Below are 24,210 nucleotides of genomic sequence, written 5' to 3' on the forward strand. Positions count from 1 at the left end.
GTTGACCTTTTGCTACATCATACAAGCTGTTAGTACGTTGATAAACTTACTTACCATGTATTTTTAACGCAGAGGCATTAAGACATGTTGAACTTTGCGTTACGAATTTTGGGCTTAATGGACTGAAAATATCAACACGCATTATAGGTAGAGGGTGAAAAGGACGTCGGTTCCGGCTTCTACAAATCGCTGATGAGTAGGCAACACGCCAAGAAGTGCTTGTGAATTAAGCACGGTTAGCACACAGGTATTGCTGACCCCTCGTTGTTTAAGCCACGCAGAATTTACGGTAAATAGGGGCTGTTTAGTGGATATAGCGTCTCCAGGTGTTAGCGAGCACCCAAACTGTGCGCCGTGAAGATGACTTGTGTCACCCCCGTATTTCACTCTGCATTTAAGACCCGCTTTTGACTGTATATCAACAGCATAGTCTAGGGGAGCCACGCTCAGCACTTTTCCATCAAATGGTGATACTACGGTATTAGAAGTAGAAGTTACCGCAGCGCCAGGTCCCATGTAACCTTTTTTGAAAAAGGGCTCATCTACTTGTGAAATAGGGATAACCTGACCTGAAAATGGGCTTAGCGTAGTAAATTCTTTAGTGAATTTATCTGGTGCGTTCTGAAGTTGTTTGGCGTTCACAGATCTAATGGTCCTCATTTACCGAGTAGCCCGCTTCTTTTAAAGCTCTTATCGCGACTCTTAACTTTTTATCTTTAACAAGAAAGAAGTCAGTTTCGAATGTTGATACAACAAAGATTGCCACTTTCGCCGAGGCAAGTACCTCACCAATTTGCGCCATTATGCCTACCATCGATAGATGTAACGGACCCAAAAGCTCTAACGCTCGCCACCCCTCGTCACTATCAAGTGAATCAACTTCGACGGAGTCGGGAACCACAATTGATAGCTCATCCTCTGTTTTACCCAAGAAAAAAAGGGGGCTATTGAGAACAGAAGCTGGAATATTACTCTGGGGATCTAAGCTGTGAATAGTGAATAATGATTCTCTGACTAAAAGTGTTTGTTTGGGCATGAGAAACCAAGAAAATGAAAACTTCGAAGATGTTCACATTAAACCACTAACTGTGGCTAACTTCTACGTGTTATCCACTTAATCTGTGGATAAGTTTGTTGAGTAGTTTGGGGTCTTATTCTAAGCATTTGAAATATATAGATTATTTAAACTGTACAAACAATGTGCAGTGGATAACATTCTCGATTTAACAAGCATTTTCCACAGGCTGTGTCTACCATTAAAATAGAAAATGTTTAGTCTTTTTGCAATTTCTTCCCTTGACAATAGTCGGTTTCTTCAAAAAATCCCGCGTCGGGAATTGAGTGAATGCTTGATTGATCTATCTACAAATCGACTTCCGGACCACCGTCAATAGTAAAAATATCGACGTGCGATCGATTAACAGTGACTATGCAGTGAATATTTATTGGCATATGCACTTTCTCATCAAGAAAGGTTCAACTACTCGTTAAGCACTAATTCAAAAACGTCTTCTGCCGTTTACGCTATATTTATAGTTTGAAACCCAACTTTCATGTGAGGAAGGGAAATTATGGCCGATTCAGCATGGTGCGATATTACCACAGAAGATGCAGACCAACTTGTGCGCTTTTATGAAGCCGTTATGGGCTGGAAAAAAGAAGCAATAGATATGGGGGGCTACAGTGATTATGTGGTAATGAAACCCGATGGCACGCCAGTAGGGGGCATCTGTCATAAGCGGGGCGTAAATGCCGACTATCCTAGCGGGTGGATAAATTATTTTACCGTTGACAGTTTAGAGGTTGCTTTAGCGGCAGCGGTGGAAAACGGCGGGGCCCAAATGGGTAAAATTCGGCATCATGGGAGCGACAGTTTTTGTGTAATTACAGATCCCAGCGGGGCGGCTTGCGCGCTTTATGAGAAAGGATAGGGATGAGGGCAGGACAACGCAGTCAAAAACGACGTGCCCTGCCTTCAATACTTTTTCTTTGTGATGAAGGTTACTTGTTTAACACGCCGCGATTTACCTGGTCGCGCTCAATTGATTCAAATAACGCTTTGAAGTTACCTTCTCCAAAGCCTTCATCTTGTTTTCGCTGGATAAACTCAAAAAACACAGGGCCGAACACTGTCTCAGAAAAAATCTGAAGTAATAGTCTTGGCTCGCCATTTTCTGTAGTGCCGTCTAATAAGATGCCTCGTTTTTGCAACTCATCGACATTTTCACCGTGTCCTGGAAGGCGCTCTTCAAGCATGTCGTAATAAGTATTTGGCGGGGGCGTCATAAATTTCATGCCCTTCGCTCTGAGCTTATCTAAGCAGGCCACTAGGTCGTCACAGGCGAATGCAATGTGCTGGATCCCTTCGCCGTTGTATTTCATCAAAAACTCTTCGATTTGACCGCCTCCACCAACGGCTTCTTCGTTTAAGGGGATGCGGATTTTGCCATCAGGCGCTGTCATCGCTTTAGACAATAGCCCTGTATATTCGCCTTTGATATCAAAATAACGAATTTCTCTGAAGTTAAATAACTTTTCATAGAATCCAGCCCAAAAGTCCATGCGCCCGCGATAAACGTTGTGAGTAAGGTGATCTAGCGTATGAAAACCACAGCCTTCAGGATGACGGTTAACGCCCTCAATCCAGTTAAAATCGATATCATAAATGGTATTTTCGCCTTGGTACCTGTCGATTAGATACAGCATAGCGCCGCCAATGCCCTTAATGGCCGGAAGTTTTAACTCCATCGGGCCAGTGTGTGTGTCCATAGGCTGTGCACCACGTGAAAGGACTTCTTTATAGGCGTGCTGAGAATCTTTTACGCGAAATGCCATACCACACGCAGACGGTCCGTGTTCTTCCGCGTAATACCCTGCATGGCAATTTTTTTCGTAGTTACTTAATAAGTTGATATCACCTTGACGCCATAGCTCTACGTCTTTTGACTTGTGGCGAGCAACGCGGGTAAATCCCATCGCCTCGAAAATTGGTTCTAACATTCCCTTCTTAGGCGCTGTGAATTCCAAAAATTCAAACCCGTCTAAACCAATGGGGTTTTCAAATAAATCAGCCATAGCGTTACATCCTCAACGTAAAACACATTTTATAATTGTTAGCTGATTGTAAGTGCCCAGTGAAAAAGCAAGCAATAGCAGACATGACAACGGGTTTGTGCGCTGGAAAGCTCGACTGTAACGTTTTGTTTTCAGTTGCTGCTTTAAAGCGCAATAATCCACTCTTTTTTCAATCTATGCCACTGTTAAAAAACAAAAAAATGAAGATTGGTTTGCAATCTTATGTGTCCATAAAACAATACAATTGAAGGAGAAGCGCTATTTCTCCCCGTTATAGTATTTCTTAAGACCTTTCCAACAAGCAAGATAATCACGTTGTCGTAAATCACTGTTCATGGCGAACTCGGTTGGCGCTATGGCGTATCGAGACTCGAACATAAACGCCAATGTATTTTCATAACGCTGAGGTGAAAGAGAAGCATTGGACGCTTTTTCGAAGACTTCTGCCTCTGGACCGTGAGGCGTCATGCAGTTGTGCAGGCTCATGCCCCCTGGTACAAAACCGTGTTCTTTGGCGTCATACATTCCCTCAATTAACCCCATAAACTCGCTCATTATATTTCTATGATAGTAAGGCGGGCGGAATGTATGTTCTGCAACCATCCACCTAGGCGGAAATATTACAAAATCTACGTTTGCCGTGCCCTCAAGTTCTGAAGGTGACGTAAGTACGGTAAATATAGAGGGGTCGGGGTGATCAAAACTTACGGTGTTCATAACGTTAAACCGTGAAAGATCGTACTTATAAGGCGCAGAATTTCCTACCCATGCCACGACGTCGAAAGGTGAATGGTCGAGCTGTGCTTCAAACAGATTGCCACAGAATTTATTTATCAAAGTATGCGGCGTATCGTTGTCCTCAAACCATGCGGTGGGATAGCAAAAATCTCTTTGGTTAGCGTAGCCATTTGCGCCAACAGGGCCGCGTTCCGGTAAAACAAAAGGGTGCCCGTAGTTTTCACAAATATAACCTCGTATGGGACCATCTAGCGGATTGATAGCAAAGCGCACGCCACGGGGAATGACCGCAATTTCACCTACCGATAGGTGTAGCTTTCCAAATTCTGTCGTAATTTCCATTTTGCCGAGCTGGGGGACGAAAAGCATTTCACCGTCCGATGAATAAAACACGCGATTTTGCATATTGGCGTTGGCACTGTAGCAGTGAATGCCCATTCCTACTTGAGTTTTGGCATCGCCATTGGTGGCAATGGTAACGAGAGAATCAACGAAATCAGTATCTTGCTGTGGAAGCGGAATAGGGTCCCATCTAAGCACATTAGGAGGACAGGGAATGTCTGTCTCGGGTGCTGTGCGCACTAAGCCGTTGTCTATTTTTATAAAGTCTCCCATGGCGATAGAAGGTCGAAGTCGGTATGTCCAGCTTCGGCGGTTTTCGGCTCTGGGTGCAGTGAAAGCAGTGCTGCTGAACTGTTCAGCGTATAGCTTATAGTTGACCTTCTGTGGGCTGAATTGCCCTTTAGGCAGCGCCCCAGGCAAGGCTTCGGTTTCATGTTCGTTATTAAACCCGGTTAAATACGATAAGTTTTCCATAAAGCTTTCCACTATTAGGTCTCGAAGGCAGCTATGCGCTGAAATTAGTTACAAATGAAACTATATGAACTAGGCTAGAGGTAAATGAAATGTAAATCAATAAAGGTGGTAGCGCAGTTTTTTCGTATATTTAACGTTTTGGTAAGCAAGGTTTACAAAGGTATCAGTCATAAGCGCGCTAGTAATAAGTACATTGCTAAAAATAAAGGCATAAAAGCGCCTTAATGGTTCAACACTGTTACGCTTTCAGCGGGCAGGGTTTAAGAGTTGAACTATTGTGGCGAAACATACGCAAACCTTAGTCGTATATAAAAATCAGGAGTAACGAGGTGCAGTTAAATGACATGCTTGCCTACAAAGTCGCAATGTTGGCTAGCGATTTAAGCGGCTCTCTTGCGAGAGAATATGAGGCCCATCAACTTACAATGCCTGAGTGGCGTGTTATGGCAACGCTCGGTGCATGCCTAGAGGGCTCTCAAAATCAGTATAAAACGGCGAAAGAGATAGCCCATGCTACCCGCTTGGATAAAGTGCAGGTTTCTCGTGCAATAGAACGGTTAAATAAGAATGGCGTGGTGATAAAAAGGCTAAGTAAAAAGGACAAAAGGTCTAGCCTAATCGCGCTATCAAAAGAGGGAAAAGCAATGTATGAGCAGATAATTCCTCGCGTAGTGGAATGGCAAAACAAGCGACTCGAAAATATCACTGATGATGAGTATCGCGTATTTCTAAAAGTGATAGAAGCGCTTACCCCTTAGTTTATCAAGCATAGGCCGTTACTAGTGTGGTCTGAACAGCACATAAGAAAAGGCTTTGACAGTTACTTTTACCCTTTTTGCTGTTAAATTCCATCGGAATAGACAAAGCAGCGGGTTTTCACCTGTTAGCAGCAAGGAATTTAAGTGGCACCGTTAGACATATATGCAGGCAAAAAAGCACGTGAAGTAATTATGAAAAACGGCTTTCGTCCGGAATTATTTAATTACTTTTTAGGCGCTTCTGGTGGACCAAAATGGTTTTCTCTTGCAGGTTTAGACCGTGTACTGTTTCCTGAGTGGTTTGCCAACATCGAACATCAGATTCACGTTATAGGTTCATCTGCTGGCGCGTTTCGCGCAATATGCGCGGTGCAAAACGATCCTCTTGCTGCAATTAACCGCCTTGCATCATCTTATTCAACCACTACGTACAGTGAAAAACCAACGCCAAGAGAAATTACTGCTAAAGCAGAAGATCTGTTGAAGGAAATGGTAGATGAGAAAGGTAAGCAAGAGGTCTTGTCTAATCCTCGCTTCAAAGCTCATCTTATTGTAGCAAGGTGCCTAGGTGCCACTCGCTTTGAAAGCAAATTCAGACAGCTTTCAGGGCTTGCAATGAGTGCTGCGGCTAATACGGTAAATAGGAAGAACCTTTCTCGCTTATATACGCGATACGTTTTCTCTACACCCGATACAAATTTTGCCATAAAAGACCCTTACGCGCTGCCCACGAAGTACCACGATTTAACGCACGGAAATATCCACAGTGCTTTATTGGCATCTGGCTCTATTCCAGTTGTTATTGAGGGGGTTCAAAATATTGAGGGGGCCCCACCTGGGATGTATAGAGATGGTGGGATAGTCGATTACCATTTTGATCTGTCATTTGGGCCCGATGAAGGCTTAGTTTTATATCCTCACTTTTACGATAAGCCCATCCCTGGTTGGTTTGATAAGGGATTAAAAGGCAGAGTGCCTCATCAATCTAGCTACGACAACGTGGTTATGCTAGTTCCGTCAGCCTCGTTTGTTGCTAATTTACCCTACAGTAAAATACCTGACCGGAAGGATTTTGAAGTTCTTGATGCAGACACCCGAATTAAGTACTGGCAAACAGTGCTTCAAGAAACTGACAGGTTAGGGGAGTACTTTATGCGCGCAGTAAATGACGGCACGCTGGTTGACTCAATTAAACCATTACCTTTTAAGATGAGATAAATAACCCCCCCAAACCACTAAAAAACAATCGAATTGCTGTCAAATTAGTCACTTGAACGTTGTTTTGTGAAGTTTTCCTTGCAGGTGGTGCCTGCGCTAAGTATTATACGCGGCGTTGTTAGGCATTCGCAGACCTTTCTGGTTTAGCAACATGTAATGCGTCTATAGCTCAGTTGGTTAGAGCGCTACCTTGACATGGTAGAGGTCCCCTGTTCGAATCAGGGTAGACGCACCATCTAATCCCTCTATCGAAACACATTAATCCTCCTTAACACATATTTTGTAACACTTTCGCAGCGCTGATTTCTCGAATCCTGGCTTTCATTTTAAAAACCAGTTTCTGCTAGTCAGTTATTTTAGACTACACTTTAGCAGTGGCAGTTATTTTTGCTTAAGATGCTTTTATGTAGTTTAGCACGCGAGGGAGTTAGATGAGCTTAACGGAATACAGAGAACCCGCTTCATTTTTAGAACATGATTCAGCCGAAAGGCGGTTCTTGCAGCTTATCAGTGCCCTTCCTAAAGTATCAGTTCAAGGTTATGACAAAGCGCGAAACGTTATTTACTGGAATAAATCAAGTGAAGATATTTATGGCTACAGCGAGTGTGAAGCCATTGGCCGTAAACTAGAAGACTTAATTATTCCAGACTTTATGAAAGCAGATGTGATTAAGTTGCATCAACGCTGGATTGAATTCGGTGAAGCGATACCGTCTGAAGAGTTGGTGTTGAAAAAAAAGGGAGGGGAGCCTGTACACGTTTTTTCGTCTCACGTGATGTTAAAAGAAGATACCGACTCCCCGGAAATGTATTGCGTCGATATCGATTTAAGTGAGCAGCATGCTGTGCGTCAAGAGCTAGAGCGCATGGCATCGACAGATTTGCTGACAGAATTACCAAACCGTCGATTACTCAAGCAATTCCTTGCAAATGCAATAAGTGAAGCATCGACAAATAACTTAAGCTTTGCGCTATTTTTCATTGATTTAGACATGTTTAAAGAAATCAATGACACCCTTGGGCATACATGGGGCGATGAGCTTCTTCGTGCTGTTGCTGAGCGTTTATCTGACTGTATAGACAGTGATGGCTTGCTTACTCGTTTTGGTGGAGATGAATTTGTTTATGTAGCTACCAACATAAGTGATGAGAGTGATTGTGAAGATATCGCAAAAAACCTTTCCTGTTGTTTTAAACAAAGCTTTCAGCTAAGCGCTGAAAATATTCACATTACCTCTAGCATCGGCATAAGCTTGTATCCTAAACATGGCCAAGAAATTGATGATCTGCTTAAAAATGCAGATGTTGCCATGTACCAAGCCAAGGCTGAAGGGCGTAATCGCTATCACCTCTTCACCCATGCATTGAGTCAGCAGTTGCGACAGCATAGGGATATTGCGGCAAACCTACGTACATCGCTAAGTAACAACGAGTTCGAATTGCTTTACCAGCCTCAGTATGATTTGAAAACAGGAAAGGTGGCATCGTGCGAAGCGCTACTTAGATGGCGGCCTCAAAATGAAAGCCTCGCAGTTCCACCGAATGTCTTTATTCCTATAGCTGAACGCAGTGATTTAATAGTGCAAATTGGTAATTGGGTGCTAGAAAACGCTTGTCAGCAGGCGAGATTATGGAAAGAAAAGGGGATTGAGGTTCGTATAGATGTAAATGTCTCTGGTAAAGAACTAGAAAAAACGGCGTACTTTGAGCGCCTTGCGGATTGCCGAAATCAATATCATTTATTGCCCAAGGATATTGGTTTAGAGCTCACTGAAAATATCCTTATAAAGTCAGACAATGCAATACTAGAAAACCTTCGACATCAACGAGACTTAGGCGTTGAGATTTCTCTAGACGATTTTGGTACAGGTTATTCATCGCTTAGTTACTTAAAGCACTTTCCCGTTAGCCATTTAAAAATCGACCGATCCTTTTTAAAAGGCGCGCCGGAAAAAGCCTTTGATAGTGCATTAATGGAAGCAATAGTGAACGTTGGTCATAAGCTGGATTTGTTCATCGTTGTTGAGGGGGTTGAAACAGAACAACAGTCCGACTATTGCAAATCGCTGAATGTAGAATTTGTTCAAGGCTATTTATATTCAAAACCCATAAGTGCTGACGCGATGGAGGCGCTACTTAAAAAGCAAGGTTAGTGTGCTAGCGCTTCGGCAGTGCTAGCACTTCTCACATTCTTCGCTACACCATATGTCGCAATGATAATGAAAAGTGCCAAGGCATCTTCGCTACCTGAAGGTGGTTTTAAAGGCTAATAAACATTCCAAAGCGCTGGTTTAGCAAAGTAATAGCCCTGCTGATGTTCAACCCCAAGCTTTGTGAGCGCTATCGATTCAGCTTCAGTCTCTACCATCTCCGCAATGACTTTAATATTGAGGTTCTTCGCTATGCTGATAAGGCTAGAAACAAAGAGCTGATTATCTTTGTTAGTGTGAATGCCCTGCGTAAGCCTTCCAGAAAGTTTAACGAATTGAGGTTGAATTACCCTTAACCCAGAAAGCGACGCGAAGTTATCGCCAAAATGCTCTATGGTAATTCTGCAACCAAGTCCCATCAGGTGGCGGCAAAGCAGTTCTGTATACTCTCTTTGCTGTATCAAAGCTGCATCTTCAATTTCAAAGAATAACTTCGAACAGAGGTTTTCTCGCTGCGTTAGTTCTTTAACCAACCACTCTCTAAACTCACGATTGGCAATGGACGTAATGCTTAGGTTTATCGCAACTTGTTGAGAAGTTACTTCCATCTTTTTAAAAACGATATTTGTTACTAACTTATCAACTTCCGGTATTAGGTCTAATCGCTCAGAGGCAGGGATTAACTGAGACATAGGAATAACGTCGTTTGTCTTTTTGTCTTTAAATCGCCCAGATGTTTCGTAATAAGCGGGCATGTTTTTTTCGATATCCATGACGGGCTGTATCATGATATCAGCATACTGTTGCGAAACGATGTGATTAAGGCGCTCACGCCACTGTGAGTTACTGTGCACATGTGCAATATCAGATGCCAGTTGCCAGCCGCTTTGGGTCTTCATCGATGCGATTAGTGCGCTATCTACGCTTTCCATAACTTGTTGCATAGTCATCGAGCCGGTAAATCGCGTAACGCCAATCCACGTAGCCTTAGTTCCGTCCCTAAGTGGAGTAACGCTTGCGCATTGTGTAGAAATGTTCGTGAGAACCAAGTCTCTTGTTGGCTTTTCCATTGGCTCGCTAATTAGCGCAAAATCGCCGCCTGACAAGCGAAAAACGAAACGAATGCTGCTGTTATTCTTTGTCTCTTCCATCAATATATTGGTTATGGCTTTAACATAGTTGTCACCGGGCACCATACCTAGCTTGGTATTTATGTTGGCAAGTTGTGCTAACCGAACAACAATGAGTTCTTTCTCTTGCGACGTTGCGTTTTCATTTAGCAGCGCTCGCATATGGCGTTCAAAAGCCCCTCTATTTGAAAGCCCGGTTAATGCGTCTTTACTCGCTTCTTTTTTAAAGAGCTCAGCTTGGCGTGTTAAATCATCAAATTTCGAGGCGAGGGTGGCTGCCAGGTTATTAACGGTGATGCTCAGCGATTCGAAATCTTTAGCTGACGTGTTAGCGTCAGGTGATGTGAAGTTATGACCGCCCATGTCACTCAGCTTTCTAATAACATCATTAATAGGGCGTAACGCCGATTTAGTCAAAACCGTAACGAGTAGATAAACGATAAAAGAAAGCGACATAAAAATAGTGGCATTTTTAATAACAATCGCAGTAAATTTGCTGTATGTATCGTGCTTATCTGATGTGACAACCAGATAACTGTCGTTATTCGGCAATGCAATACGTTTTTTAAACGCGGGCGCTGGGTCGATTAACGAAAACCAAGATGGAATAGGGCCTGTAGATGCACTCTCATGACTAACGCTCACATTGCCTTCTTCGTCTGTAACATTCGCAGATGCGATGGATGGTCTCGCTGCCAACGTTTCCGCCACAGCACTTAACATCATTGACTTTGTTTGCGAAGAAGCGGGCGTCGCATTCGTGGCTTTCGTGTAGCTAGCCAGCGCTTTCTCAGTTACATTGCTAATCAACGTTGACGTGTTTGACTGAAGCAGCCGTAATTCAGCGACAGACAACGCAATAAACGCAATAAACATTAGGGCAATAATGCCCCAATTAATTCGACTAGATAGCTTCATTATTAGCAGTCATCTCCTTTAACTGAGAACTTCACGTTTGCTTGAACGATTGCATGCACTGACGTACAACCCCTGAATAGCTATTTAATACCAAAGCAAAATGGCGCGACATCTTTTTTTAATTAACGTCATGTGCCCTAATTGTAGCTTATAGAATGTGTGAGTGCTATTTACACAATGTAACCACAAATGTATAGCAAAACAAAATGTTAAGCGAGTGATAATGACTCTGTAGACTCAAGCTACCTAATCTAAATTACGCTTTAGGTTGATGTTAAAATAGCGGTGTTGATGGTAGTGTAATAAAAAAGCCAGCGTAATTAAGTAAACTCAATACGCTGGCTTTCAGTTTGCGTTTTTTGCTTTCGCATCCACCTTAAACGCGCGTTAAAGCTTATAAGCAAATGGTCATTCAGACTTAATACCGTGGAACGTGCAGTGCAGCACTGGTAAAATAAGCAGTGTTAGCACGGTGGCGACGGTCAGACCAAATACAATGACGACCGCCATTGATGCGAAGAACGCGTCAGAAAACAGTGGGATCATACCCAATATAGTAGTAATAGCCGCCATAGAAACAGGGCGAACACGAGACACTGACGCGGTAACAACCGCTTCAAATGCGCCGCTATCGCCCTTGGCTTGCACGTTAATCTCTTCCATCAACACAATGCCGTTTTTAAGCACCATACCAATAAGGCTCAAGCTGCCAAGCAGTGCCATAAAAGTAAACGGTGCACCCACTAATACTAAGCCGCCAATAATGCCGATGGTGGTAAGCGGTATTACGCCCCATATCGCTAACGCTTGGCGAAGTCTGCCAAAAAGGAGCACGGTAATGATAAACATACCCAAAATACCAATCGGCATACTCGCGAAGAGGGCGCTCTGCGCATCGCGAGAGGTTTCATATTCGCCGCCCCATTCAATGCGATAGCCATCAGGCAGTTTAAGTTCTTCTACAAGAGGGCGAACTTTCGCTTGCACGCTAGCTGCCGTTTCTCCGGATAAAGGCATGGGTTCAGCATAAACTGCCAGCATACGCACCCGATTACGGCGTTTGATGATAGGGTTATCAAGCGATACATCAACGTTACTGATCACGTCGGCCATGCTGATGTACTTACCTTGTTCTTTGCTCCATACGTTAAGAGAGGCAAGGTTGTCGATATCATAGCGTTGGTTTGGATCATTGCGCATGATAATGGGGATTAAATCGCTACCTTCGCGATAAAGCCCAACTGTTTCACCTTCGTTGTTAAGTAGAAACGCAGTGTGAACGGCATCTCGTGTTACGCCGATACGTCGGGCTTGTTCTTCCAAAAATACAGGTTCGACAAAAGGAACTTTATTGCTCCACGACAGGCGAACGCTGTCCATAGTTTTCTCTGCTTGAAATATGGCTTCAATATCGCTGCTGATCTCACGCAAAATTTCAGGCTCTGGCCCGTAAATTCTCGCTTCAATTGCCGCTTTTGCAGAAGGGCCTACTTGAAGTGCTTTTACTTTGTATTGCACATTAGGGAAGTCTTCTCGCACCAACTCAATGATTTCTCGCATACGCGCGTCGCGCGACTCAACCGTATTGGTCTCAACAATGAGCTGTCCATAACTGGCATATCTATCTTCTGGCGCATAGGTCAGAGTAAGCCGCTGTGCACCACCGCCTATAACGCTAGTAATATTAGCTATGTCCTTCATGTCCAACACCTTGGACTCTAGGCGTCGTATCGACTGCTCGGTGGTTAAAATATCGCTGCCTTCGGGCAGCCACAAATCGACAAAGAAAAGGGGAGTAGACGAATCTGGGAAGAATGCGTTTTTCACAAATTTACCTGACGCCATGCTGCCGACTAGTGCAACGAGTACCAGTACTATTGTCGCGTAACGATGATTAATCGCAGCAGTAAGCACGCGTTTATATACCGTGAAAATAATGCCCTTGTATGGGTCGTCATCTTCATCATTAGCGCCACGTTCTTTTTCAGTTTTAAACAGCAGGTCGAAAAAGAAAGGCGTAATAGTAAGGGCTGTTATCCAGCTTAAGAAAAGCGAGAAGCAAAGCACCCAGAAAAGTGAGCCGACGAATTCACCTGTGGCATCGGGTGATAGACCAATAGGCGCAAAAGCAGTGATGGCGATAACGGTAGCGCCAAGAAGCGGTAAACCGTTTTGAGACACCACGTCTTTCGCCGCCTGAAGCTTGGTCTGCCCTTTTCTAACACCAATTAACATACCTTCAGTTACCACAATGGCGTTGTCGACCAACATGCCAAGGGCAATGATAAGGGCGCCCAAAGAGATTTTTTGTAACTCAATGCCTTTTACCGACATCAAAATAAAGGTGCCAAGAATAGTCAGTACAAGAATGAGCCCCATCAATACGCCACTGCGCCAGCCCATAAAAAGAAGAAGCACAAAGATGACGATGGCTACCGCTTCAACAAGATTAATCAGGAAACCGGTAACAGAATCATCTACCACGATTGGCTGGTTGTAAACGGTGTTAAGCGTCATCCCTAATGGCATGCGCTGTTCTAATTCGGAAATTTTAGTATCTAATCGCTTGCCCACATCCACCACATTCACTGCTGAAGCGAACGATACACCAATGGAAAGGGCAGGTGTGCCAGAACTGTGATAAAGAATAGACGGCGTGTCGTTAAGTTTTCGCTCAATAGTCGCGATATCCGTTAGGCGAATAAGGCCACTTGCAGGTGAGCCAATCACTACCTGGCCGAGGGCTTCTAAGTTGTCAAACTCGCCAGTTGGCTGAATGGACAGGCGTTTACCTTGCACTTTGATCGAGCCTGCGTTGCCCACAACATTTTGCGCAGTTAACAGGCCAGCAATCGACTCAGCCGAAACGTTAAGGGCTTTCATTTTATCGTGATCTAACGACACGATGATTTGCTCACGGACCGTGCCCGCAATAGAAACCTTTTTAACCCCTTCAACCAGCTGTATTTCCCGCTGCATCAAGTCGGCAAAGTCTTCCATTTGCTTAAGCGAATAATCTTCACTTTTTAAAGTAAGTAATAAGCCAAATACATCGCCAAAGTCGTCGTTCACGATGGAGGTACTTGTTCCAGGGGGCAGTGACGCTTGAGCGTCTCCTACTTTGCGGCGCAAATTGTCCCAATACTGTTCTAAATCTTTTGCCTGAACACCGCTTTTAAGCTCAACGGTGATCTGTGAAAGGCCTACCATGTTGACCGAGCTAATGCGCTTAACATTGGGTATTCGCTGAATAGCCTTTTCAAGTTGCAGAGTGACTTCCTCTTCAACCTGTTCTGGTGTCGCGCCCGGATATTGTGTAATAACAAGGGCATTTCGAATGGTGAACTCGGGAAATTCAAGCTGACCTAAGCCTAAAAAAGTAACTACGCCGCCCACACCCAAAATGATGGCGACCATCCAGCTAATAACCTTTTGACGAAAAAAATACTCGACCATGATCTACAGGCCTCCTTCTTTCGTCCACTCCGTAACAGCTTGGCCCTCTTTGACAAGGTGGGCACCAGCAGCGACGATTCTATCGTCATCGTTTAATGGGCCTTCTACCAATAAGCCGTTAGAAATGCCGCGAGTTATCATAACTTGAACGGCTTCTACCGTTCCCTTTTTGCCGTTACCGTTGTCGGGTTTAAAACGCCACACTATTGCCTTGTCAGGCTCGGCGTTATCTGTAACAACTGCGCCAAAAGGTACCAGCCATAGTTTTGTATCAGACTCAATAAGCTTAGACATGTCTAATAATACGGTTGCACTCATACCCGATAACACGTTGATGTCGTCAGGCTCAGGTAGGGTAATGGTGACCTCGTAGCTAAGTTCCCCTTGTCGCGTGGTGCTCTCGTGGTCCTTATACATGGCGGGGTAGCGCTTTTCTGGCATGCCAGAGAAGGTAACCCAAGCCATTTCAGATGAACTATTTTCTCTTGCTCGCGAGCGGTCAATCATACGCATTTTTTGCTCTGGCAATTGGAATGTCACGTCGATAGCGCCGGGCAAATGAAGTTCAGCAATGGTTTGCTGAGGCACGATCACTTGATAGTTTTCAACCGGTACAGACGCAATGAGACCGGCGAATGGAGCGCGAAGTTCTGTGTAGCTCAATTGGTCTTTTGCGTTAGTTAGACTTGCTTTAGCCGCCAAAAAGTTTGCCCTGGCTTCGTCAAACGTAGAGCGGCTTACCGCCCCTTTTTCTACCGATGCCTCCATGCGTTCGAACATAGCAGAAGACACATCAAATTGAGATTGGGCCGTAGCAAGCTGGGCTTTTGCATCTCTGTCATCAAGTCGCGCTATAAGCTGATTTTCTTTTACTTCTTCGCCCGCTTTTACGTTTAGCTCTTGAAGCTTGCCGCCGATGCGAAATGAAAGATTTGAATACTCCGCTGCTTCTACTTGTCCGGGAAATTTAGCGATGGTTTCGTCTGAGTGTTGAACATTATAAAGGGTTACCGGTGTTGAGGAAGCCGCTTTGGGCGGGGTTGGCGCTTCCTGACAGGCGCTTAACCCGACAAGTGCTATGAAAGCAATCACAGCGGGTGTGGCTAGGCTGCGATAACGGCTTTTTTCAGACAACATGGTACTCTCCATTCAAATAAATTACGTTTGCTTCAGCTACATATCTCGGAGGGATATTTATATGTATCGAACAATCGATCCCTGTTCAATCTACGCAAGCGAGTAAAAGGCAATACACGCTGCGCTATGTGTACATAAAGGTTATAGCGTTATTTTCCCAATTCGATCAGGTGAAAGTTAACTTTTATTCACAGCTGCGATATTTTCGTTATTTTCAATTTGCCCTAACGTTCGAACGATTCTCTCTTAATGCCCTTCAGTTTCATCCGGCTTTTCATCTGGTGCAAGCTTTTCAGCATAGCCTTTGGGTGGCGGTGTCCAGCCACGCATTCTAGAATGTTTGTCGTGTAAATCTGCTTTTAGGGCATTTTCAATTAGCGACTCAAGTTCAATAAAGAGCTTAAGGTAATTGTTATCAACTCGTTCACCACTGGCATCGTCTGCCCAGGCATGATAAAGCACGTCATTTTGCTGAGACTCGATATTTTTATAAGCCATTTTTTGACGCTCAACATGAAAAGGATGAATGTTGAGAGAACGCAAAGCTTCAGCGCCCATTTCAAGCGCACTATGATAGGTTTCTGATACCACATAGTCTGCACCGAGTTGACGCAGCCGATAACCGTGACCACGGTCGAAAGCGCGGGCAAGGACTTTTATATTTGGGTAAGCATGTTTTGCGTATTTGACCATCTCTGCTGCCGTTTCCCGGTCATCAATAGCGATAACTAATAAAGCGGACTCGTGCGCCCCTGCGGTATGTAAGATATCGGGTTTAGATGCATCGCCAAAAAAGGCTTTGGTACCAATACGACGAATAAGGTCTATTTGCTCAGAACGAATATCGAGTACAACGGTTTTGACATCGTTTGCAACGAGCAAACGGTTGATTATTTGACCGAAGCGTCCTATCCCAGCAATAACAACGGTACCTTTTTCATCAATCTCGTCGTCAGAGCGCGTTGACTTCGCATTTTTATAGCGGGGAATAATCGCCTTATCAAATAAAATGAAGAGCCCGGGCGTTAAGAACATAGAGATGGCGACAACCAACGAGAGGATCGAAATGATATCACTGGGCAGCACGTAATTTTGAGAAGCAAAACTGAGTAAAACAAAGCCAAATTCCCCGGCTTGAGCAAGACTCAGCGTAAACAGCCATTTGTTGGTGCCTTTAATCTTAAAGATTAGAGCAACGACAAAAAGTACAATGGCTTTAGATAACATTACCGCTATTGTTAGCCCCGCTATCAACATGGGGTTTTCAGAAAGCACAGAAAAATTAATGCCGGCTCCAACGGTTATGAAGAAAAGCCCCAGTAATAATCCTTTGAATGGCTCTATATTGGCTTCCAGTTCATGTCGGAACTCACTGTTAGCGAGTACCACACCCGCTAAAAAAGCCCCAAGGGCAGGTGATAAGCCAACAAGCCCCATTAACGCGGCAATGCCGATAATGAGCATAAGCGCCGTGGCCGTAAATATTTCCCGTAAGCCCGAAGCCGCAACATACTTGAAAAGTGGGCGGCTTAAGTAATGAGCGCCAATAGTTAGAAATGCGACAGACCCGATAATAACAAGCCCCGAGGCCCACGGGGCAAGCCCTTCAACCAGATTAAAACTGTCGTGGGAGCTTGAGTTACCTCCATGTTCAGTGCCTGCGTTTATCAGTTCGGGAATGGCAAGGAGCGGAATAAACGCGAGCATGGGAATAACCGCAATATCTTGAAACAATAAGACGGAGAAGGCGCTTTTACCCCCTTCAGTCTTTTGAAGACCTTTTTCTTGAAGTGTTTGTAAGACAATAGCGGTTGAAGAAAGGGCAAAGATAAGGCCAATGGTGAGCGAAATACCGAATGGCTGGCTTAGCCACATGGCTGTTGCTGTGATGAGGGCCGTTGTTAAACCTAATTGCAGGCCACCTAAGCCAACCAACTTAGACTTCATCGCCCAGAGAGAGCGCGGTTCAAGCTCAAGACCCACTAGAAAAAGCATCATCACAACACCAAATTCAGCAAAGTGTTGAATGGCAACCGTTTCATCGCCAACAAGGCCGAATATTGGGCCTATAACCAGCCCTGCAATGAGATAACCTAATACAGAACCTAATCCAAGGCGTTTCGCAATGGGTACGGCTATTACAGCGGCAACCAGATAGATAAATGCGTATAAAAAATAGCCCGTCACGTTATTCTCCCTGCGAAGTACAAAGGTCAGCAAGATTTTCGATATGCTGTGCTTTTTCTATATCAAGGCTATTGGTTGTCAGTTTATTCAATAGGGTGGTCCACTTGCCCCTATGCTCATAAACTCGCGCCTCTTCTTGAGCGGTTCTAGAACCGAAAAGGGCAAACGGAGCAACATAAGTCATTTGCGTGATCTGAGCCATTTGTTCGAGGGGTTGAAGCAATTGCCTAATCGTGTAGTGATTAAAACCATCGGTTTGATAGGCTTCTTCTTTTCCGCCAGCGCTAAGCGCGCAGAGAAAGATTTTGTCTTTAAGTGCAGTGCCTTCATGGCCGTAGGCAAAACCATATTCTAACACCAAATCCTGCCACTCTTTCAAAATGGATGGCGTTGAGTACCAGTAAAGGGGAAAAAGAAATACGATCACATCGTGATCGATTAAGCGCTGCTGTTCTCGCTCAATATCAATATTAAAGTCGGGATATTCTGCATATAAATCGACGGCAGTGACGTGCCTGTTTAAATTGGCCTCGTGAAAAAGGGGAACATTCACCTCAGATTCAGTCTGTGCAGGGTGGGCAAAAAGCACGAGGACCTTTTTACTGCGCTTTGTCTCTTCAATAGTACTTTTGTCACTCATACACTGCACTCGATATCATCCAACTTAAATGGCCTGGTTTACCGGCCTTGTACGTACGCCAAAGAACGAAACCTTTTGGTGTCTTAATACTATTATCCACATGCAACAAAATATTTAGAGCAATAGTGAATGTCTTTTTCTACAAAGTTATAAGATTACTAAAAGTAATCAGGTTGAAAAAAGTAACCTAGTATCCATTATTCTGTTAACGATACATTGACGTCTTCGACAGAACGGTATTTTTTCACCTTTATGAGGACTGTTAGTTTTTCTTAAACATTAAAACGAAACAATCTCTGAGAACAGTATAACCATGAAAATGACACGTAAAACACTCACACTTACATTACCTTTAATCTTTTCATCTGCAATTCTTTCACTTTTCGCGCCTAAAAGTTACGCTTTACCGCAAGGAAGCGAGTTAAAAGCCGGTGCGGCAGTTTGGAACCTATTCGACGATGCCGACCGCTATGCCATGCATGTCGCTTATATTCATAAGCCCATAGCGCAATTTTATGATTTAAGACCGACGGTACTTTTAATTAATGCAGATCAAGGTCAGCACTATTTTGCAGCGGGCATTGCCAAAGATATTTACCGATACAAGGGGTTTTCAATACGCGCTGCGTTTCACGCAGGTATCGTTGATGAAGCTGAAAACTTAGGTGATACCGTCGAGTTTTATTCTTCAATTGCCGGGCTGTATAACGTTTCTGAATTATTGTCATTTGAAGCTGAGATTGGGCATATTTCAAACGGTGGCTTAGGGGATAGAAACCCAGGTTCTGAATCTTTCGTTTTAAGCGCGCACTATCATTTCTAAACTGATCTTCTCGCTTTGCGTAGCTAACAAAAAAACAACCCGCGATTTCGCGGGTTGTTTGATTTACATTCTATCTCAGGCACTAAGCGCCTCAGTAACATGGGAAGATAACATAGGAAGGTGACGCAAACGCACCCCCGCAGCCTGATAAACCGCGTTACCCACAGCAGGTGCGACACCGATAACACCAGGCTCACCTAAGCCCACCGGGAATTCGTCGCTTTCAACGAATTCGATATCCATTTCAGGTACATCTTTCATTCGCAGCGGTTGATAGGTGGTAAGGTTTTTCTTCGCAACATAACCGTTCTTTATTTCGTTATGCTCGAACAGTGCTAGGCTAGTGCCCCATAGTAAAGAGCCTTCCATTTGTGCCATAGCACCATCTGGATGAACCACGATACCAGCATCAGCCACAACCCAAAGTTTTTTAAGTGTGATTTTGCCTGACGCCTTATCAACATGGACGTGGGCAGCGGTAGCTAACCAAGCAGGCATAGTGCGCTCTTGCCCTGCGGTGACGCTATAGCCAATGCCTTCGTTCTCAGCTAGCTTTACATTTGCGGTCTTGCTCTTAAGGATTTCAAGGGTGTTGGCTAACCGTTTAGCTCCGCCAACACTTTCAGGCGCTTTGCCCGCTTGTTTGCCTTTACCATCAAGCATGGCAAGTCTGAAATCGACAGGGTTTTGCTTAGCTTCGTGAGCAACCTCATCGATAAAGCTTTCCAGTCCCCACACTATCCACCCTTGGCCCACTGAACGCAGCCAGCCGGGAGTAAAGGTGTCTTGCGCTACTTTGTTATTAATAACCCGTGCTCTGTGATGCTCCATGGTATACCAGTGGTCTGCGCCGGAAGCTGAAAACGGGTCTACTTTACCTTTTCCATCCACACCGTCGGGCATGAAGCTCGGTGCCATAGCGAGAGTCGGCCAGCCAGCGGCTAGCGCATGCTCCATTCCTAAAAACTTGCCAGATTCATCAAAAGCAGCGTTAAAGAGCGATGTAGACGCAGACCTCGGTTGGTCGAACATTGCGTCGTCAGGCCGCATAAACAACATTTTCACAGGTTGACCTACCGCTTTCGCTGTAAGTACTGTAGGAATAATCCAGTCGCCAAAAAGACGGCGACCAAAGCCACCCCCCAAGTAATATTGATGAATCACAACCTCAGAATCAGAGACACCTGCCGCCTTGGCAACGGCCGGTAGCGTAAGGCCCTGCCACTGATTTCCCGTGTGAATATGCCACTTTCCGTCTTTAAACTCGGCAACGGCGTTTACGGGTTCAAGTTGAAAGTGACTAGCAGTAGAGGTGGTGTACATAGCCTCGATAGTATTCGCCGCTTTTTGTTGCGCTTCTACAATATTACCCTCATCGACGAAAAGTGTACCTTCATTACGGTCTCTACAAATTCGCTCGCCTTCTTTTTGAATATCAGCTTCATTTACATTAACCGTTTTACCGGCGTTGTATGTCACCTTAACCATGTCCACGGCTTTGATAGCAGTAGGGTAATCGCTGGCGAGAATAGCTACCCACCCCTCAACAGTATTCGATGGGTCAGACAACACTTTATAGCCTTTGTAGCCAGGCAGTGATTTAGCTTGGCTGTCGTCTACATTCGTTACCGTGCTTCCATATCGCGTAGGCGGAAGGATAGGGCGAGCGTAAAGCATATTGTCGACTTCAACATCAATACCATACACTGCAGTTCCATCGGTTTTAGGTGGGATATCCAGCGCTTTATAATCGTTACCTATGCCAATAAGGTGCTTCTTATTGCCAGGCTTGATTGGTAACGCCGACAACTCATCCGCTGAAAATGTCTTGTCAATATTTCCTTTGGCAACAATATCGCCGTAGCTTATCTTCTTGCTCCCAGATACGATAAACCCTGACTTTGCTTCACAGCTAGACTCTGAAACTCCAAGCAGTTCAGCACCCGCGCGAACTAACACTTGCCGGCCGGCAGCGCCAGCTTGAGACATGGGTTTATAGGTTTGAAAAACTGACCAAGAGCCGCCTGTGACCATATAGCCCCACTTCGGATCTGTATCAACGTGAACAATAGCAACTTTATTCCAGTCGCATTCCAGTTCGTCAGCTAAGATTCGAGCGATGGCTGTGCCAACATGCTGACCCATTTCTGCTTTAGCAATGTTCACTATTACCTTGCCGGTGGTGTCCATTTCAAACCATATATTAGGCGCAAAGGTTTTTGATGCTAGCGCTTCTTTTGCAGATAACAAGGAAGGGAGGGCTGAAGCACCAAAAGCCATGAGTAATGAAGTTTTCACCGACCCTACCATAAAAGAGCGGCGAGAAAGGCTAACCATGTCTTTCTTTTCTTTAGAAATATCTTTTATGCTCATGCGTTTTCACCTTTTTTCGATGCGTTTGGGTCAAAATATTCTACAGAAGAGGTTGCGGCGCGTTTAATTGCTTTTTTAATCCGCGTATAGGCCATGCAGCGACAGTAATTTGAATTCATATGGTTGACAATTTCTTCGTCTGTCGGGTTAGGGTTGCTTTTAAGAAGGGTTGCAGCCTGCATAATTTGACCAGATTGACAGTAGCCACATTGGGGAACCTGCTCTTCGACCCAAGCAGACTGAAGTGGGTGCTCGCCATTCAAGCTTTCTATGGTACTGACTTCTTTGCCATTGGCCGCGGAAACCGGATATGAGCATGAACGAATTGCGTTACCATCAATATGAACAGTGCAAACTCCGCACATGGCAACACCACACCCAAACTTCGTTCCTTTAAGCCCAAATTCGTCTCGTATTACCCATACAAGTGGGGTATCTGCGGCAGCATCCGTCTGCACTTTATTTCCATTCAATATAAATTCAATCATGGTCGTTATTACCGAGTAGTTAGAGTTACAGACAGTCTCACCAAGAAAGGTTTGATTAGCCCGCTTGGCATACCGAATTACTATAGTGCTTAATGCTAAATTTTTCGTCTTTACCTGTGTTTATTCACAAACAACGCCGTTTTAGGGCAAAGCTAAGCTTCAACATTAAGTTGGTGTATTGGAAACCCTTACTCGCAAAGCTTCTGAAAAGATCTATTTTTCGATGCTTGCGAGGGTTTCAAAGCTCAAAAAAAATATGTGTAATAGGGTTTTAAGTTGCGCGTCAGGCATGAACCTTTTAAAAAACACAAGGCTAAAATGCGAAAGGAGCTAGCCTTTGGGTTAGCTTCTAAGCATGGTATAGTTTAGTAACCTTGTTTAATTTAGCAATTAGTATACTTTTGGTTACTGGTCGCTCTTTTAAAGGACATGAATGAAAACTGAGATTAAAACAGATGCCAAGGGTAAAAAAACGGTACTAAATACGTGTACTGAACCCTGTGCTATTGAGCGTGGAATGCGGTTAATAGGTGGAAAGTGGACAGGCTCAATCATCTATCATCTTAAAGATGAACCGGTTCGCTTTAACGACTTGTGCAGAATGCTTGGTGGCGCAAGCCGTAAAATGATCGATCAGCGCCTAAAAGAACTTGAAAACAATGGGATGGTTTTGCGCAGCGTTATTGATACCCGACCCATTGCTGTCACTTATAGTCTTACTGAATTTGGTCGCTCTGCGTTAGACATACTCGAACAGCTTCGCGTGTGGTCTGAAAGTCACTCAGATAATTAAAACGAGTGCCTATGCGGTGCGTTCGTGATGCACCGCTTCTCTTCGGCGTGCTTGAAAGGTCAGATTCTACAGAACGTATCTAATCCTTTTTCTTAGGGACATTTTTTAGCGGAAAAATAAAACTAATCTATAATTAGTTATACGAAAGTATAAGCTGTGATCATATTGTGTGATTACTCACTTAAGAGGCGATGGAATGCAGTCACGTAAGGGGGCTAAGCCCCATGTTTGAAAAGACTTTTCACTCCTGTCCTGTGGGGTTAGCCCACGTAAGTATTGACGGAAGCTTTATACGTGTTAACAAGAAACTTTGTGATTTCTTGGGGTACGCTGAAAAAGAGCTTACACAACTTACTTTTCAAGAGTTAACCGCACCAGAATATTTAGATGAAGATCTCGATTACCTTGAAAATTTGTTGAAAGGTAAAATTGACAAATATTCGCTAGAAAAACGTTACATAAGGCGAGACGGCGAGTATGTGTGGGCGCAACTGACAGTTTCTCTTGTCAGAGATAAAAGCAACAACCCCGATTATTTCATTTCAGTGGTTGAAGATATCGACGATAAAAAGCGTATCCAGTCAGAGCTTTTTCAAATCGATGCATTATTTAGCAAAATAGTCAGCGCCTTTTCAGATAGAACCTTCATATGGGTGGCCACGCCCGACCTTGGCAAAATGCAGTACGTCAATGATGGCTATGAGAACATTTTTGGTCGCAATGAGTACGAACTATACTGCCATCCAATGCGGTTTCTCGATTATGTTCACGAAGATGACAAAGCCAGAGTGTTAAACGTATTCAACCGTCGACCACTTCAAAATTGGGATATTCAATACCGGATCTATGACTCGAAAGGTGAAATAAAGTACCTTCATGATAGAGGAAGTCTTTTATTCGATGATAGAGAAAGAGAATCCCGTATTCTGGGTACGGCAGATGATATAACGAGAGAAAAAGTTCAACAGCAAGCGCTAATGAGTGCTGTAACCAAGCTAGAGCACCTTTCAAAAACTGACTCCCTCACAGGGCTGGCCAACAGACGAGAAATTTTTAGTCAGTTAAGTGATGAGATAGCGCGAATGGATAGAGGTCAACAAACCTCCACCCTTGTGTATATAGACCTTAATAAATTTAAAGAAATAAACGATAAGTACGGTCACAAACTTGGAGATAAGGCCTTAGTCACATTCTCAGAGTCAATGAGCCAGCTACTGAGGGATAGTGACCGGTTTGGCCGTATTGGTGGCGATGAGTTCGTTATTTTGCTCTATGGAACAAGTGGGAAGGAAGCAGAAGCATTTTTTGAACGAGCTGCACAGTGCAAGTTTCAAATAAAGGTAAGCGAAAGCGAAGTTGTCCCTATCGAATATAGCGTGGGTTGGGTCGAGTGGCACGAAGATATAACTTCGGTTCAGGAGTGGTTGGACCGAGCTGACGAGGAAATGTATGGAAAAAAGCACTGTCGGCAAGCCGAAGCAATAATTGATAAAGCGGTATAGGTAAGTAG

Annotated in this window: 18 protein-coding genes and 1 tRNA gene; 8 read left to right on the forward strand and 11 right to left on the reverse strand. The window is 44.2% G+C overall.

Annotation, left to right across the window (positions count from 1 at the left end; all coding sequences use genetic code 11):
- Positions 1–141: 141 nt before the first annotated feature.
- Together ACM0P2_RS07790 and ACM0P2_RS07795 are read right to left on the reverse strand one after the other, a co-directional pair.
- Positions 142–642 carry a PTS sugar transporter subunit IIA gene (locus ACM0P2_RS07790; protein ID WP_419227517.1) on the reverse strand — a complete coding sequence of 167 codons (501 nt, stop codon included), beginning with the start codon at positions 640–642 and terminating at the stop codon, positions 142–144.
- A gap of 4 nt (positions 643–646) precedes the next feature.
- Positions 647–1,036 carry an ACT domain-containing protein gene (locus ACM0P2_RS07795; protein WP_159117232.1) on the reverse strand — a complete coding sequence of 130 codons (390 nt, stop codon included), beginning with the start codon at positions 1,034–1,036 and terminating at the stop codon, positions 647–649.
- 535 nt (positions 1,037–1,571) lie between these two features.
- Between ACM0P2_RS07795 and ACM0P2_RS07800 the strand changes: the two genes are divergently transcribed.
- Positions 1,572–1,931 carry a VOC family protein gene (locus tag ACM0P2_RS07800; RefSeq protein WP_159117233.1) on the forward strand — a complete coding sequence of 120 codons (360 nt, stop codon included), beginning with the start codon at positions 1,572–1,574 and terminating at the stop codon, positions 1,929–1,931.
- A gap of 70 nt (positions 1,932–2,001) precedes the next feature.
- On the opposite strand, the gene hppD is transcribed toward ACM0P2_RS07800, so the two are convergent.
- The gene (gene hppD / locus ACM0P2_RS07805; RefSeq protein ID WP_159117234.1) at positions 2,002–3,075 is read right to left on the reverse strand and encodes a 4-hydroxyphenylpyruvate dioxygenase; all 1,074 of its coding nucleotides are present in this window, start codon (positions 3,073–3,075) and stop codon (positions 2,002–2,004) included.
- A gap of 258 nt (positions 3,076–3,333) precedes the next feature.
- Positions 3,334–4,629, reverse strand: a complete 1,296-nt coding sequence (gene hmgA / locus ACM0P2_RS07810) for a homogentisate 1,2-dioxygenase (protein WP_419227518.1) — start codon at positions 4,627–4,629, stop codon at positions 3,334–3,336.
- Positions 4,630–4,958: 329 nt separating this feature from the next.
- Between hmgA and ACM0P2_RS07815 the strand changes: the two genes are divergently transcribed.
- The 4 genes from ACM0P2_RS07815 to ACM0P2_RS07830 all read left to right on the forward strand — a co-directional run bounded on the left by ACM0P2_RS07815 (position 4,959) and on the right by ACM0P2_RS07830 (position 8,758).
- A complete protein-coding gene (locus ACM0P2_RS07815; RefSeq protein ID WP_419227519.1) occupies positions 4,959–5,387 on the forward strand; it encodes a MarR family winged helix-turn-helix transcriptional regulator in 429 nt (142 codons plus the stop codon).
- A gap of 144 nt (positions 5,388–5,531) precedes the next feature.
- Entirely contained in the window at positions 5,532–6,605 is a 1,074-nt protein-coding gene (locus ACM0P2_RS07820) for a patatin-like phospholipase family protein (protein WP_159117237.1), read from the forward strand.
- Between the two features lie 158 nt (positions 6,606–6,763).
- Positions 6,764–6,840 (forward strand) — tRNA-Val (locus tag ACM0P2_RS07825).
- Between the two features lie 196 nt (positions 6,841–7,036).
- Positions 7,037–8,758 (forward strand): EAL domain-containing protein, encoded by a 1,722-nt coding sequence (locus tag ACM0P2_RS07830; protein WP_159117238.1) that lies wholly within the window; start codon positions 7,037–7,039, stop codon positions 8,756–8,758.
- Positions 8,759–8,871: 113 nt separating this feature from the next.
- Here the strand turns inward: ACM0P2_RS07830 and ACM0P2_RS07835 are convergent, their stop codons facing one another.
- The 5 genes from ACM0P2_RS07835 to ACM0P2_RS07855 all read right to left on the reverse strand — a co-directional run bounded on the left by ACM0P2_RS07835 (position 8,872) and on the right by ACM0P2_RS07855 (position 18,223).
- Entirely contained in the window at positions 8,872–10,803 is a 1,932-nt protein-coding gene (locus tag ACM0P2_RS07835; protein ID WP_419227520.1) for an EAL domain-containing protein, read from the reverse strand.
- A gap of 408 nt (positions 10,804–11,211) precedes the next feature.
- Positions 11,212–14,259: an efflux RND transporter permease subunit gene (locus ACM0P2_RS07840; RefSeq protein ID WP_159117240.1), complete on the reverse strand. Its 3,048-nt coding sequence runs from the start codon at positions 14,257–14,259 to the stop codon at positions 11,212–11,214.
- Between the two features lie 3 nt (positions 14,260–14,262).
- Positions 14,263–15,396: an efflux RND transporter periplasmic adaptor subunit gene (locus ACM0P2_RS07845; RefSeq protein ID WP_159117241.1), complete on the reverse strand. Its 1,134-nt coding sequence runs from the start codon at positions 15,394–15,396 to the stop codon at positions 14,263–14,265.
- 246 nt (positions 15,397–15,642) lie between these two features.
- The gene (locus tag ACM0P2_RS07850) at positions 15,643–17,583 is read right to left on the reverse strand and encodes a monovalent cation:proton antiporter-2 (CPA2) family protein (RefSeq protein ID WP_159117242.1); all 1,941 of its coding nucleotides are present in this window, start codon (positions 17,581–17,583) and stop codon (positions 15,643–15,645) included.
- Position 17,584: 1 nt separating this feature from the next.
- Entirely contained in the window at positions 17,585–18,223 is a 639-nt protein-coding gene (locus tag ACM0P2_RS07855; RefSeq protein WP_159117243.1) for an NAD(P)H-dependent oxidoreductase, read from the reverse strand.
- A 313-nt stretch (positions 18,224–18,536) separates the two neighbouring features.
- Here ACM0P2_RS07855 and ACM0P2_RS07860 point away from each other — a divergent pair, with 313 nt between their 5' ends.
- Positions 18,537–19,046 carry an acyloxyacyl hydrolase gene (locus tag ACM0P2_RS07860; RefSeq protein WP_159117244.1) on the forward strand — a complete coding sequence of 170 codons (510 nt, stop codon included), beginning with the start codon at positions 18,537–18,539 and terminating at the stop codon, positions 19,044–19,046.
- Positions 19,047–19,121: 75 nt separating this feature from the next.
- Here the strand turns inward: ACM0P2_RS07860 and ACM0P2_RS07865 are convergent, their stop codons facing one another.
- Together ACM0P2_RS07865 and ACM0P2_RS07870 are read right to left on the reverse strand one after the other, a co-directional pair.
- Positions 19,122–21,419, reverse strand: coding sequence for a xanthine dehydrogenase family protein molybdopterin-binding subunit (locus tag ACM0P2_RS07865; protein ID WP_159117245.1), 2,298 nt, complete (start codon positions 21,417–21,419; stop codon positions 19,122–19,124).
- Positions 21,416–21,907, reverse strand: a complete 492-nt coding sequence (locus ACM0P2_RS07870; protein WP_419227521.1) for a (2Fe-2S)-binding protein — start codon at positions 21,905–21,907, stop codon at positions 21,416–21,418. The genes ACM0P2_RS07865 and ACM0P2_RS07870 overlap by 4 nt, the downstream gene beginning before the upstream one ends.
- Positions 21,908–22,340: 433 nt before the next feature.
- Here ACM0P2_RS07870 and ACM0P2_RS07875 point away from each other — a divergent pair, with 433 nt between their 5' ends.
- Together ACM0P2_RS07875 and ACM0P2_RS07880 are read left to right on the forward strand one after the other, a co-directional pair.
- On the forward strand, positions 22,341–22,700 hold the full coding sequence (locus ACM0P2_RS07875) for a winged helix-turn-helix transcriptional regulator (RefSeq protein ID WP_105930922.1): 360 nt from the start codon (positions 22,341–22,343) through the stop codon (positions 22,698–22,700).
- A gap of 224 nt (positions 22,701–22,924) precedes the next feature.
- Entirely contained in the window at positions 22,925–24,202 is a 1,278-nt protein-coding gene (locus ACM0P2_RS07880) for a diguanylate cyclase (protein ID WP_419227522.1), read from the forward strand.
- The last annotated feature ends 8 nt before the right edge of the window (positions 24,203–24,210 follow it).

Origin of the sequence: Alteromonas sp. OM2203, assembly GCF_048517045.1 — a bacterium.
In the GTDB taxonomy this organism is placed as follows: domain Bacteria; phylum Pseudomonadota; class Gammaproteobacteria; order Enterobacterales; family Alteromonadaceae; genus Alteromonas; species Alteromonas gracilis.